We start from the raw sequence: 13437 nt of genomic DNA on the forward strand, positions 1-13437 counted from the left end.
ATTTTTTAGCTATCTTTTTCTAGCGAAGTACCTGAGTTTTATCCCAAGAAGCAAAGCGCTGAATGGTCAACATGACTCGGTCTAACAAATAGCCAATAAAACCAATCATCAATACCGCCACCATGATTCGTCCCAAAGAGTTCGAACTACCGTTTTGGAATTCATCCCAGACGAACTTCCCAAGCCCTGGGTTTTGCGCCAGCATTTCCGCAGCAATCAACACCATCCAAGCAATACCCAGTGATAAACGCAGACCGGTAAACATCAAAGGAATGGCGGACGGAATAACGATTTTCATCACATGTGTCATCCAACCAAGACGCAACACCTTAGAGACATTCAGCAGATCTTTCTCAACGGCTGCCACACCCACGGCGGTATTAATCAAAGTGGGCCACATACAACACAAGGTCACAGTGAACATGGACGTTAAAAAAGATTTAGAGAACATCGGATCATCAGACACATAACTCGCACTCACTACCATGGTCACCAAGGGCAACCATGCCAGTGGAGAAACCGGCTTAAAAACTTGAATCACAGGGTTTAAAGCACTGTAAACAGAGCGATTTAGACCAATTAAAATGCCCAAAGGAATCGCAATCAGGCTCGCCAAACCAAAGCCAGCCAATACGGTATAAAGACTGGTAAAAATCTGATCAAAGAAAGTCGGCTTGCCAGTGTAATCCCTTAGCGTTGCAACATAACTTGGATCTTTGGCTTGTCGTTCTGCATTACGTTCTTCTTGTCGCACATAAAATTTTTCTTCTTTTACACGCTCTCTCTGATGTTCAGCCACAAGGCTGTTCCATTGCTCGTACACCACAACTGGGCCAGGAAATTCTCCCAGTGAGGTATGCACTCGGCTCGCGCCGACTTGCCACAACAAGATAAACACTAAAATGCCAAAGACGGGCAGCAAGATTCCCTTAACAGAGAAGGCGCTGATTTTGTCTTTTAACGCAGCCAAGGTTACGCTTGGTATCATCATCTTTTTCTCACTTTCTCTTATTTGGTTTAGATTTGGTCATCGCCTTTTAAACCGATCTTGAAGCTTTTCAAGTAATCATTAGGGCGTTTACCGTCGTAAGTCACCCCATCAATGAAATCGTTTTGTGGCGGTTTAAAACCATCTTCTTTTTCAAAATCTGGAAAGTCAGATGCCATCATCACTCCCTCTTCAATCAAAGATTTTGCCGCTTGCGCATAAATGTCTGGGCGATAGACCTCTTTCGCCGTTTTCATAAACCATTCATCGGATTTAGGTTCGGCAATTTGTCCCCAACGACGCATCTGTGTGAGATACCAAATCGCATCACTGTAATAGGGATAGGTCGCGTGGTGGCGAAAGAAGACATTGAAATCGGGGATGTCACGCTTATCGCCTTTTTCATACTCAAATGTGCCAGTCATACTGTTGGCAATGACATCATAATCCGCCCCAACATATTGACTGCGAGCGAGTATTTTGACCGCCTCAGGACGATTGGCGTTATTGTTGTCATCCAACCATTTCGCCGCGCGAATCATGGCTTTTACAACACGAATATGCGTATTAGGATACTGTTCCGCCCAATCACTGCTCACACCGAACACTTTCTCTGGGTTATTTTTCCAGATTTCATAATCCGTAATGACAGGTACACCAATGCCTTTAAATACCGCTTGTTGGTTCCAAGGTTCGCCAACGCAGTAGCCTGAAATCGTTCCCGCTTCCATGGTGGCTGGCATTTGTGGCGGCGGTGTCACCGACAACAAGGCGTCAGCATTAATTTGACCACTGGTGTCACCTCGTGCGGGCGCGTAATACCCTGGGTGAATGCCACCCGCAGCAAGCCAATAACGCAGCTCATAATTATGAGTGGATACTGGGAATACCATGCCCATTTTGAAGGGCTTACCTTGCGCTTTATAACCATCAATCACCGGTTTTAACGCACTGGCGCTAATGGGATGAACTGGCTTACCATCTGGGCCATTCGGAATGTTTTTCTTCATCTCTGCCCAAACATCGTTTGAGACCGTAATGCCGTTACCATTCAAATCCATACTAAAAGCCGTCACTATGTGCGCTTTCGTGCCATATCCAATCGTCGCACCCAGTGGCTGACCTGCTAGCATATGTGCGCCATCTAACTGACCGTCAATCACTCGATCTAGCAACACTTTCCAGTTTGCTTGCGCTTCTAAGGTGACGTACAAACCCTCATCTTCGAAATAGCCTTTTTCATACGCAATGGCCAATGGCGCCATGTCCGTCAATTTGATAAAACCGAATTTCAGCTCTTCTTTTTCCGCATACCCTAGCTCAGCATGAGCCGCTCCAGATAACAACGCAGAGCCTAACAAGATAGACAGACTCACTTTCTGAGTGGCATTGACGAATGTCGGCAAAGGAATGGCCGTTGTAAAAGGTCTTAGGTTCATAGTCACGCTCCGCTTAAGGAATGAAAAAATACAAAAACAAAAAAGGCGCATGCAAATCACAAAAAATGTGTTCGCAGGCGCCTTTGCCATTCAAAGAAAGTCCGACATTGGACCATCAATAATGTGGGTGACAATTAACCATCGTTGCTAACTTCACCAAAAATTTTAAAACTCTGTGTTCCTGTTGTGTTTGTAAAGCACGCAACGTGCCAATATAACTAACTCAATGATTTATAAGTTTTTTAGGTTAAAATGCTTATCTAGATAACACCATTCAACACGTAAAACGAACCTATGCGCCCAATAATCAAGCAGAGCGCACTAAAAGAAGACACGCAAACACATTATTTAACCGACTTATCAAAACCGGTTAAAATCCCATCTGGATGCAAACGTATCTTTCCTGCCGCAACGGCATCCAACCAAGTTGCCTCCTCCTCGGCAGACAAATACCAATCCCTACTCTCACCTTCTTCAGGTAAACCTAAAGCTTTGTTATAAAGATCCTGACGATAAACTTGCTCTGCCACTTTATTCAGTGACCGAATCCCTCCCAGCTGCTGCCAACGATACATTTGCGCCATGATCCACAGGGCGTAACTCGGCAAGGGTTTGTTAATCACACTACCAGAAAAACGCTGATAGGCTTCCATTGGCCAATCAAACTGCCCTTTAGGTTTTATGGCACTAAAACCATAAACTAACTGTTCTAGGGTGCAGTTCAAATAATCTGGATGACTCAAGATACTCAGCAATTCGGTTTGGTTACTTGGCTCATCGACCCACAAACAGGCTTTTTCTAACGCTCTTATAATGGATAAATGCACTTCCTGATTCTGTTCAGCCCAAGCGGAATTTACACCAAACACTTTTTCCGGTGTACTGCCCCAGATCTCATAACCTGTCACCAACATATGACCAACACCCTGCTCCACAGCAAGGCTATTCCACGGTTCACCAACACAGTAACCATCAATATCGCCTTGCCTCAAGCTGTTAAGCATCTTCACCGGTGGAACCACCACTATTTGCACATCTTTATCTGAATCGACTCCGGCACGGCACAACCAATCCCTTAATTGATAATTGTGAGAGGAATAAGGGTAGACAACAGCAAAGCGCAGTGGCGCGGCATCAGCACTTCGACTATTCAGCATTTTTTTCAATGCCACACCCGTTCGAATATCCAAAGAGGACGCAGCGTAATGTTTCAGTTCTTCATATAAAGCATTGCCAATGGTAATGCCGTTACCATTATGACTGACCGTAAAACTCGTCTGCATGGCGGCTTTAATGGAACCAATCCCCAAACTGGCCGCAATCGGCATGGAGGCCAGCATATGGGCGCCATCTAGAATATTAAACGCCACCTTGTCACGAATACTGGCCCAAGAAGCTTCTTTTGATAACTCAACATTCACACCCTCCTTTAGAAAAAAGCCTTTTTCCTGAGCGATAACAAAAGGGGCGCAGTCAATTAACGGAATAAAACCGATCCGCACCGGCGCTCCGTTTTGAGTAATATTGGTCTCCATTTGGCTCATTTTGAACCTCCCATCAATTCCATTACTGAGATAATATTGCGCGCGACATCTGTCATACGCTGACTGCGGTCCATGGCCAGTTTTCTTAGCGCTTGATAAGCAGCCGGTTCATCACATTTTTGATGTTTCATTATTAGGCCTTTTGCTTTGTCTATTAGCTTACGATCTTCAAGTTGGCTTTTTACCGATTCTAATTCTAACCTTAAGGCCTGAAACTCTCGGAATCGCGCAATGGCGACTTGCAGTAAGGCTTTCACACTGCCGCTGTTAACACCATCTACAACATAAGCGCTGACGCCTGCGCGAATCGCGGCTTCTACATGCCTTGAATCGTCTTCTTCAGCAAACATCACAATGGGACGAGGGTTATCTTTGGTGAGCCGAGACATGTTTTCCAACATATCTCTATCTGGAGATTCGATGTCAATAATCACCATATCAGGTTGAAATTCGGTCACCGCTTCCGTTAGATTTTTAGCGTTTTCCAACCGTCTGATGACACGATAACCGCTGTCAATCATAGCTTGCTCTACGATCGCTGCTCGCGCAGGCTCATTATCAACAAGCATCACGGTCAATTCTTTTTCAAGGGGTGAAGGCATGGCGCATTCTCTATCAAAGCATAAAGAGACCTTTACACGAGGTCACGAGCCTAGTCGTTGTGCAAAGATCCCGAAAGGTTATGCTCTGATACGATGCAAGATATGCGCCATTTAGAAACACAAAATGCTAATAGAATAACGATGGAGAAGACCCAGAATAGGGCCTTATAGTAGATAACCTAACGATACAAAGACTGATAACGAACAAAAAAGGGGCGAAACACAACTCAAAAAGAACCAAATTACAGCACAGCGTGCCGATCTTGCGCCAACAATGCCAAAGATAATCTGTCTTTGGTTTTGGTTTTTTTGAAAATAGACGTCAGATGCGCTTTTACTGTTCGTTCTGTAATCGCCATTTCAGATGCAATTTGCTTATTCGATAATCCCTTGGCAATAAGCTGAGCGACGTTCAATTCTCGTTCCGATAAATCATCAAGTTCACTGTCATGGGACGGTGCAGTTACAGCCGATTGCATAATAAGCTGCTGAATAAACGCCTTCCCACCCCAAATCTCGCCAGACTCAACAACAGACAAGACCAAAGATAACTGCTCTTTACCTATGTAAGGGGCACACTGACCACATACGCCGACCGAAAATAATCTCAATGCAGCCGCTTGGCTAGACTGATTGGGAAAAACAATGACTTTTTGTTTAGGAAAAACAGAACGCAACGCAACCACATCTTCAACTTGTTGCGAAAAATGAGAGTCTTCCAAGTAGATAAAGCAATAATCAAAGTCCGATGGTGTGTGTGTTAATAAATCATACGCCTCTTCTCGCTTTTCGACTCGAACTAACTGCGTATCAGCACTGATCACCTGACACCAATGCTTCCATACGGCTTCATCTGTATTCCAACACAAAATCTTCAAAATAAGCCTCGTCCCATTAAGTGCGATACGTTTATTTTAACCAGCAAATAAGAATCAATTGTTAACATTTGTTACCAATCTATCCCACCGCTAAGATATTTTGTAATTATCGCTCACGAAGGGCATTCTGCTTTGCTTTTAAAATAGGCTTAAGCAGATAGTCCAACAAGGTTTTCTTACCCGTAATAATGTCTACCGTCGCTTGCATACCAGGAATAATAGGCAATGGAGAGGCCTCTGTTCCCAAATGATTTTTATTTGTTTTCACTCGTACCAAATAAAAACTGTTGCCTTCTTCATCAAGAATGGTATCCGCACTGATGTTCTCGACAATGCCCGGCAAACCTCCAAAAATAGCAAAATCATAAGCTGACAATTTTACTATTGCATTAAAACCAGGCTGTATAAAACCAATATTCTCCGGACGAACTTTTGCTTCGACCAACAAAGAGTCTTCTATTGGCACAATTTCCATTAAATTCATACCCGGTTTGATGACGCCCCCAACGGTATTAATTTGCAACTGTTTTACAATACCTTTCACCGGCGAGCGCACTTGTGTTCTTGATACCTTGTCCTCAAGTGACACACTGGCTTCTCGCAATTGGTCCAGTTTGCTACGTACATTCGTCATCTCTTCACGAGCATCGGCACGAAAGGTTGCTTCACTTTCTTGGAGCTTACTTTGCGCTTCTTTTAACGCTGAATTGGCACGTGGAATCGCTAACTGTGTAGCATCTAAATCGCCTTTCAACTGATTCACTTGTCGTTCAAGCTGAAGTAATTCAACACGGGACACCGCCCCCTGTTCAAAAGCGGGACGTGTCAACGTCAACTCTTCCTTCGAAAAAGCATAACTTTTCTTTAAATTCTCTAACTTAGCCTGAAGCTCAACAATTTCTTGTTTCTTTTGCTCTATTTGTTGCTGAAAACTCACTTGATTGGTCCGCAATGAATCCAAACGATTGCGATATAGATCCAATTCACGTTGTACGACCAAAGGTGAATCATTAGTCATTTGAGGATCATACACTGGTTGGAGACCAGAAGACTCTGCTTCCAAACGAATAGCACGGGCTTGTAGATTAACAAACTCAGCCTGCTGTTCACGCAAAGATGACAGCGCCTCCGTATTTTCAATGGTCATTAAAATTTGACCGCTGTCCACAACTTGGCCAACCTGAGCGTTAATTTCTTTTAAAATCCCCCCCTCAAGGTTTTGAATTTGCTGAACCTGACTCGATGGAATAACTTTACCTTCACCCACCGTCACTTCGTCTAAAGACGTATAATGAGCCCAAATCAAAGCGACGGTAACAAAGATAAAAATCACCCAGAGAATAATCCGCCCTCCTCTTGGGGTTTTCAACATCAAAGCGGCATTACGGTCCGTCAAATATTCTAAATCATGTTGTGATATGGATTTTTTATTACTCATTTTAACTGACCTTCAACTTGCCTTGGCGAAGCGCTTCATGCACCTGCGCTTTTGGACCATCCGCAATCAGGCGACCATTATCCATAACGATAATACGGTCAACCATATCTAGCATAGAGGCCTTGTGCGTAATCAAAATAAGCGTTTTATCTTTTATCCCTTCCATCAAGCGACGCTTCATCCGCGATTCCGTGGTATTGTCCATAGACGCCGTTGGCTCATCTAAAATAAGAATGGGGGGATCAAATAACAAGGCCCGAGCAATCGCAATGCTTTGGCGCTGACCACCCGAAAGTAACATTCCCCGTTCACCGACAATGCTGTCCAAGCCACTTGGTTTTCGATTAGCAAATTCAGACACACCAGACAGATCCGCAGCGCGAATGATTGCACTGTCATCCATATAAGGAACACCCATCACGATATTGTCTTTAATAGATCCGTAGAATAAATTGACGTCTTGAGAAACCGCACCAATGTTACGACGTAAATCGGTTGGGTTAACTTGCCGTAAATCCACCCCATCAATACGAATGGCGCCACTGTCTGGTGTATAAAGACCCGTCATTAATTTACCAAGTGTCGATTTACCTGAGCCTATACGACCAATAATGGCGACTTTTTCACCGGGTTTGATATTAATATTGATCGCACTTACCGCTGCTTGTTCTTGATCTGGGTAGGCGAAATTAACCGCTTCAAATTGAAACTCCCCTTTAAATATTGGACGATGGACGAATTTCACATTATCCGGCTTTTCAACAGGTGAAGACATAATTTCGTTCAATGACGTAAAGGCCGACTTAGCTTGATTATAACGGGTCGCTAAACTGGCCACTTGCCCCATTGGTCCAAGCGCTCGACCTGTCAACATGACCGCGGCAACCAATGCCCCCATGCTCATCAGGCCTTCAGAAATCTGATACACCCCAACAATCACAATAATCACCGTCGTTAATTGCTGAGCCACCATGGCAAAAGAAGAAGAGGATTGGGATAACTGACGTGTTTTTACCCCCCAATCCGCGATATTCCCCACCGCATTTTCCCACTGCTTTTGCAAGACACCTTCTGCGTTATTCAATTTCACGCTTTCTGCGTTGTAGAGACTTTCTATCAAAACAGCATTTTTCTGCGAAGCGGTTTTTTGACTTTCTTCAATGGAACGACGTAACGGTATTTGAATAATGACACTATAAAGCAGTATCAGGAATATGGTTATGATAGGAATATAACCGACAGGGCCACCAATCAGCCAAATCACCCCGATGATCAAAAACATAAAGGGGATATCAACCAAGGTCGTAATCGAAGCTGACGTAATAAAGTCACGAATGCTCTCAAACTCTTGCAGGTTTTTCGCAAAGGCTCCAACAGACTTTGGCCTAGACGCCATCGTAATGTTATTCACCTTAGAAAAAATGGCCGCAGAAATTAAAATATCAGATTTTTTACCTGCTATATCAATAAAGTAGGCCCGTAATGTACGTAATAAAAAGTCGAATAAATAGACGACAGCAGCACCGATTGCTAGAACCCAAAGTGTGTCAAACGCATTATTTGGTACCACTCTGTCATAGACGTTCATGACAAACAACGGACTGGCAACCGCAAAAATATTAATCAGCAAGGATGCAATAAAAACGTCGCGGTATATCCGCCAAGAGCCAGCAATGGTTCCCCAGAACCAATGCCCTTTCTTTTGCTCGGCTTCATCATTTTTTTCAGAGCGTTTATCAAACTGATAGAGGGGACGAACAAAAAAACAATAGCCTGTAAACGATTCATCAAGAGCATCAAAAGGCAGCGTGATCTCTCCCTCTCCAGACTCTGGGCGCAATATTTTTACCACGCCTTGCACTTTATCGACTTCAAGTAAGATGCAGGCCTGCTGATCTTTCAATAGAAGCACCGTGGGCAAGACCATTTCTGGAATTTTTTTCAGTGAACGTTTTACAAAACGTGAACTGATACCAATACGCTGAGCGGCACGCTGAAACAAGGCCGGAGTCATATCGTTGTCAGTAATGGGTAAGCCAGCGGCTATGCCGTCAGCAGTGTACGGGTTATGAAAATATTTGCTCAACAGCACCAAGCAGTCTAACAGCGGATTGGGGTATTCTAAAGCCGCGTCGTGGGTATTCCATTGACGCTCACTTGCTTTGGCATCCTCGCCCTTTAATGTTTCTGCTCTTCCCTCGTCAGACTCGTTCATGACGTCGTTTTCTTCATAAGAATCATTTTCTAGAGGCGACGAAGTGTTCTGTTCTGAACGACCAGAGTCAGACATACTCTATATTCTCCTACGGGTGTTCATATAAAAAGTGCGAAAATCTGGTTTACAAACCGAATCACATTAATTCTAGCCTAGAATAGTGTTTATTCAGTAAGATGGGAAGCGAACAAACCACCTAGCTACAAATTGAAACATACAAGGAAATCAATATGCTATACGCAAAAGTCAATGCTAATGGCGAAATCATAGATGTGGCTACATCACAATCCGATGAATACAAACTATTAGTAGCGCCTAATGAGCCGACTGTCGCCAGCATATTGGAAAAAAAATTCGCCACGTCCGATGCCAGCACTCAAGAAATTTTAGCCAGCTCAGACAGTGATATGATGCGAATTTTAGAGGATTTAATCGATCTATTAACAGAAAAACGCTTAATACAATTTACCGAGTTACCTATCGCGGCACAGAAAAAGTTATTAAGCCGAAAATGGGTACGTGGTGTTCACAATCATCATGACGATAGCTTAATGATAGACAACACCAATGAAGGCGACGATGACGTATTGATTTAATGGGAAAGTAAGACAAGCCAGGAGGTTAAGGGATGACCAAACCATTCAATATCATCGCTTGTCTTACCTGAACTGTCTATCAATCAACACGCAATCAAAGCCTAAGATCGCCACTTTACATTTCTTGCGCTCGGCCTAATAAAAAGCCTTGTCCACCAGTGACATCAAATCGCTTCAATGCATTCAGTTGTTTCTCGCTTTCAACTCCCGTTGCAATGACTTCAATATTTAAGCTGCTAAACATTTTACAGAGAGTATGCATAAAAAAGGATTCCGATTCTTTTCCTGTCGCCATACGGGTATAGGATGAATCTACTTTGACATAATCTGGCATCAGAGTCTGTAAATACTGAAACGCAGAGAACTGCTTACCCACATTATCAATACCGAATTTCAGGCCTTGCTTTTTCAGCATTCGAATTAACGTGTTGGCCTGCTCTTCTTCAATCAAGACGCTCTGCTCTGAAATTTCAAACATCAATTTTCTTTTCACATCACTAGAAAGTTGACCCAAGGTCTTATCAAGCCATTCGATAAAAGCAGGCTTGGCATAAGACGAAGCGGACAAGTTCACTGTTAATGGTGTTGTTAAACTCTTCGTTTTAATGAATTCAATCACCCGTTCAATAATGACCTGATCAATCTGACTGGCCAAATCGAACTGCTCAGCGAGACCAATAAAATAGCCAGCATGGTACTCCTTACCACCATGCTCTAGCCCCATAAAGACTTCTTCATGAAGCGTAATTGATGACTCATCTAAGGTGGCTATTTTTTGCTTTTTCAGCTTAAAGGAACGATTCTGAATAGCCGTTTCCAGTATTCCTTTCCAAGAGGTTCTGTTAATGGCCATGTTTTGACCCATGTTGAGATCAAAAACTCTATAGGTATTTATACCCTCTCGTTTTGCTTCACGTAGAGCGGCATCCGCTTGAGACATAGCGCCTGAGCGTTCAACTGAAGCATCAATCGTCACCGCACCGATGTTCGCTACCGCAACCGAGTAACTAATACTCGCCGTATTCAGTTCCATCAATTCATGCATAATATCACTGACCACTTGCTTTAATTGGTGGTGATCAATGTTCGGAATCAAGAGAACAAAATCAGCACCAGACAAGCGCGCTAAGGTCGCAAAAGATGAGAGTGTAGCCACTTTTTTGGACAAAATATCCGCAGCAGACTGAATAAACATATCCGCCGATTCATAGCCACGTTCATTATTAAGCTTGGCTAAATCCGCTAAGCTAATAAGAGCCAAACCATCAACACCACGTTCAGCTTCTGTAAAGTGTGACTTAATCTGGCTTTCAAAAAAGTGGCGATTTCCCAGCCCACTCACTGGGTCTTTAAAAGCTTTCGCCTGAAGCCACTGCGCTGTTTCCACTTCAGAAGCAAACTCTTTTTCTAGCTTCTCAGCCATGCGGTTCATCGATAAAACAACCGCTCTTAGCTCTCGCGTCTTCGGCACTTTGATCATTTTAATGAAGCGCCGCTGCTGTATCGCTTCCGCTTGTTTTTCAAGCTCAACCAGAGGTTGAAATAAATACCGAAGTGCGATGCTTCCTAACACCAGCGTGATAAACCCAATCACCACGAAGGAAACCAATAAATCCCGTGACGCAAGCCATAATTGATAGTAACCGTAACCCGCACTGCCAGTAACATAGACTTGACCTAATTCATTCCAACCATTTGAAACAACAGAGCGCGCCACTGGCACTTTGAAATCGATTAACTGAATAAACCAAGCAGGAACACCATCAATTTTGGTTTCATTAGAGCGAACTATGTTTTCATCGGTTTCATAAACATGGATACGCACCTCCGAGAAATAGCCACTATCAAATACGGCATTCACACTGCTTTGTACGGACGCGTAATCTTCCTGTGCCATAAAATCAGACACAGACATACTTAAAGACGTGGCAGAGTCTTGCGTTGTCGATTGCAACTGACTGATTAAATAACCTTTCGTGGTATTAAAATTGATGCCCATAACCACAACCAGCATCAATGAGAATATGGCAACAATCGTCATTATTAATTGGCGGAACAGCGTCATCCAAGTTCTCCTAATTCGTCATCGTATTAAAACGATTATTTAAGTCTGTCCACAAGCTCAATCGTGATGAGCCCCCTACCAAGACACCGCGCCCTTTCTCTTTTGACAACCACAAATTGTCAGCATTAAACGAGTAAATAGGTAAAAGGTCATTACGTTTCGACGCGGGTTTTAATTCTTTATCAAGATTGTCCAACAACACAGGAATGGACGTTGGCTTATGATAGTACGCCAACACCATGTGATGCTGATTCAAAGTTAAGGCTTTAACATAAACCAGACGAAGCTTTTCGTCTGGCACCCCAAGCTCTCTGAGCGTAAAATATTTCGCAATGGTGAAGTCTTCACAATCTCCGGCACGCATACCCAAAAATTCAATAGGAGTCGCCCAATAATCTTCCTTGCCCCATAACGTAATATCGTCCACGAAGTCCATTTGATTAAAAAAATCGTTCACTTGGGCAAGTTGATCCGTGATAGGCAAGGATTTGGCGTCATTAATCAGCCTCCGCCAAGCAAGAATACGCTTTTCAGCATCACTGCCGTAAACACTTCCGGCCTGTTTCGCCAGTTTTTGATATTTATCTGACACATCAGCGTAAAGCCACCAGTGTGGGATACACAAAACAATAAGACACACACAAGCCATACGTTTGCGTGTTTCAATAAAAGAAAAAAACGAAGCGATTCGTTTTTTCACAGTAACCTTATTGGCCAGTCTTAGATTTTGCATTAAAAGCAGCCAACTGTTCGGCTGTGGCCTCAGGCTGATACTTGGCTTTCCAAGTATCATAAGGCTCGCCATAGACAAACTCGCGCGCCTCATCGTAGTTTATTGTAACGCCTTGTTGCTCTGCCTCCGCCATATACCACTTGCTTAAACAGTTACGACAAAATCCCGCTAAATTCATTAGATCAATATTTTGCACAGACTTATTGTCGTCAAGGTGCTTCAAAAGGCGACGCAGGACAGCGGCTTCAATTTCAGTTTGTTTGCTCATCATAATTTCACATCTCTCTACTGTCTTATAAGACATTAATGATTAATCAAGGTGTCGATGCTTCAACGGTTGCTGACGCCACTGCCATTCTTGCGCCGCCACCATAAACACCCTTAACGGTTGCATATTCTCGCCTGCAATTTGCTCTATGGCATAGGCGCAAGCTTCTAAAGTCGATAATGACTGAACATTGGGTGATTTGCGAATACTGTATTGCCCTTCGGGCGGATGCGAAAAGCACACGGCACCGAAAGTACGCAATAAGGGCTCGGTAAAATACAACTTCTTCGCTTTTCGCCACGTCGCATCTAACAGAATGATCCCCTCAATCTCAGCCGCCAATTCGGTGCCTAAGGATTCTATGCAAACAGCACTATCTGCTGGAAACACCAAACGCCATTTTGCAGGATCTTTTTGTTTCAAAACCTCGTGCAATATGGCTTGATTTGCTGTCGAAACGCATTCCACCGACGGCAAACCTAATAACAGTAATGATACGGTGTTTTTAGCGTGTTGTGCTTCTTTCGGATCTTGCAAAATCAGGACGTTTAATCGTGTAGCAAGCTCAGGTATCCATGGACAAACACACTGATTCACTAAAAAATCACATCGACCACAGCGTGTTCTTGTTCTGCCTTGCCTACTCAAGTTGCTAAACCTGCAGCCACTTT

Annotated in this window: 12 protein-coding genes; 1 reads left to right on the forward strand and 11 read right to left on the reverse strand. The window is 43.5% G+C overall.

Annotation, left to right across the window (positions count from 1 at the left end):
• Positions 1-19 precede the first annotated feature (19 nt).
• The 7 genes from DKT73_RS10635 to DKT73_RS10665 all read right to left on the reverse strand — a co-directional run bounded on the left by DKT73_RS10635 (position 20) and on the right by DKT73_RS10665 (position 9179).
• Positions 20-991: an ABC transporter permease gene (locus DKT73_RS10635; protein ID WP_111638533.1), complete on the reverse strand. Its 972-nt coding sequence runs from the start codon at positions 989-991 to the stop codon at positions 20-22.
• A gap of 26 nt (positions 992-1017) precedes the next feature.
• The gene (locus tag DKT73_RS10640; RefSeq protein WP_111638534.1) at positions 1018-2427 is read right to left on the reverse strand and encodes a CmpA/NrtA family ABC transporter substrate-binding protein; all 1410 of its coding nucleotides are present in this window, start codon (positions 2425-2427) and stop codon (positions 1018-1020) included.
• A 344-nt stretch (positions 2428-2771) separates the two neighbouring features.
• Positions 2772-3971 (reverse strand): CmpA/NrtA family ABC transporter substrate-binding protein, encoded by a 1200-nt coding sequence (locus DKT73_RS10645; RefSeq protein ID WP_111638535.1) that lies wholly within the window; start codon positions 3969-3971, stop codon positions 2772-2774.
• Entirely contained in the window at positions 3968-4573 is a 606-nt protein-coding gene (locus tag DKT73_RS10650; protein WP_111638536.1) for an ANTAR domain-containing response regulator, read from the reverse strand. The genes DKT73_RS10645 and DKT73_RS10650 overlap by 4 nt, the downstream gene beginning before the upstream one ends.
• A gap of 242 nt (positions 4574-4815) precedes the next feature.
• Positions 4816-5451, reverse strand: a complete 636-nt coding sequence (locus DKT73_RS10655) for a response regulator transcription factor (protein ID WP_111638537.1) — start codon at positions 5449-5451, stop codon at positions 4816-4818.
• Positions 5452-5557: 106 nt separating this feature from the next.
• Positions 5558-6889 (reverse strand): HlyD family type I secretion periplasmic adaptor subunit, encoded by a 1332-nt coding sequence (locus tag DKT73_RS10660; protein WP_111638538.1) that lies wholly within the window; start codon positions 6887-6889, stop codon positions 5558-5560.
• Position 6890: 1 nt separating this feature from the next.
• Positions 6891-9179, reverse strand: coding sequence for a type I secretion system permease/ATPase (locus DKT73_RS10665; RefSeq protein ID WP_111638539.1), 2289 nt, complete (start codon positions 9177-9179; stop codon positions 6891-6893).
• A gap of 155 nt (positions 9180-9334) precedes the next feature.
• Here DKT73_RS10665 and DKT73_RS10670 point away from each other — a divergent pair, with 155 nt between their 5' ends.
• A complete protein-coding gene (locus DKT73_RS10670; protein ID WP_111638540.1) occupies positions 9335-9700 on the forward strand; it encodes a hypothetical protein in 366 nt (121 codons plus the stop codon).
• Positions 9701-9815: 115 nt separating this feature from the next.
• On the opposite strand, the gene DKT73_RS10675 is transcribed toward DKT73_RS10670, so the two are convergent.
• The 4 genes from DKT73_RS10675 to DKT73_RS10690 are packed head-to-tail and all read right to left on the reverse strand — an operon-like array spanning position 9816 to position 13414.
• Positions 9816-11765, reverse strand: coding sequence for an EAL domain-containing protein (locus DKT73_RS10675; protein WP_111638541.1), 1950 nt, complete (start codon positions 11763-11765; stop codon positions 9816-9818).
• 10 nt (positions 11766-11775) lie between these two features.
• The gene (locus DKT73_RS10680; protein WP_232827843.1) at positions 11776-12465 is read right to left on the reverse strand and encodes a transglutaminase-like cysteine peptidase; all 690 of its coding nucleotides are present in this window, start codon (positions 12463-12465) and stop codon (positions 11776-11778) included.
• Positions 12466-12472: 7 nt separating this feature from the next.
• The gene (locus DKT73_RS10685) at positions 12473-12766 is read right to left on the reverse strand and encodes a DUF1244 domain-containing protein (protein WP_198666599.1); all 294 of its coding nucleotides are present in this window, start codon (positions 12764-12766) and stop codon (positions 12473-12475) included.
• A 42-nt stretch (positions 12767-12808) separates the two neighbouring features.
• Positions 12809-13414: a tRNA-uridine aminocarboxypropyltransferase gene (locus tag DKT73_RS10690; protein WP_111638542.1), complete on the reverse strand. Its 606-nt coding sequence runs from the start codon at positions 13412-13414 to the stop codon at positions 12809-12811.
• Between the last annotated feature and the right edge of the window lie 23 nt (positions 13415-13437).

It is taken from the genome of Marinomonas shanghaiensis (assembly GCF_003259175.1).
GTDB lineage: Bacteria > Pseudomonadota > Gammaproteobacteria > Pseudomonadales > Marinomonadaceae > Marinomonas > Marinomonas shanghaiensis.

Excerpts from the sequence above, each read along its gene's own strand:
- DKT73_RS10660 (WP_111638538.1), bottom strand. The coding sequence starts at position 6,889 with ATGAGTAATAAAAAATCCATATCACAACATGATTTAGAATATTTGACG.
- DKT73_RS10645 (WP_111638535.1), bottom strand. The coding sequence starts at position 3,971 with ATGAGCCAAATGGAGACCAATATTACTCAAAACGGAGCGCCGGTGCGG.
- DKT73_RS10640 (WP_111638534.1), bottom strand. The coding sequence starts at position 2,427 with ATGAACCTAAGACCTTTTACAACGGCCATTCCTTTGCCGACATTCGTC.
- DKT73_RS10670 (WP_111638540.1), top strand. The coding sequence starts at position 9,335 with ATGCTATACGCAAAAGTCAATGCTAATGGCGAAATCATAGATGTGGCT.
- DKT73_RS10635 (WP_111638533.1), bottom strand. The coding sequence starts at position 991 with ATGATGATACCAAGCGTAACCTTGGCTGCGTTAAAAGACAAAATCAGC.
- DKT73_RS10650 (WP_111638536.1), bottom strand. The coding sequence starts at position 4,573 with ATGCCTTCACCCCTTGAAAAAGAATTGACCGTGATGCTTGTTGATAAT.
- DKT73_RS10665 (WP_111638539.1), bottom strand. The coding sequence starts at position 9,179 with ATGTCTGACTCTGGTCGTTCAGAACAGAACACTTCGTCGCCTCTAGAA.
- DKT73_RS10675 (WP_111638541.1), bottom strand. The coding sequence starts at position 11,765 with ATGACGCTGTTCCGCCAATTAATAATGACGATTGTTGCCATATTCTCA.
- DKT73_RS10685 (WP_198666599.1), bottom strand. The coding sequence starts at position 12,766 with ATGAGCAAACAAACTGAAATTGAAGCCGCTGTCCTGCGTCGCCTTTTG.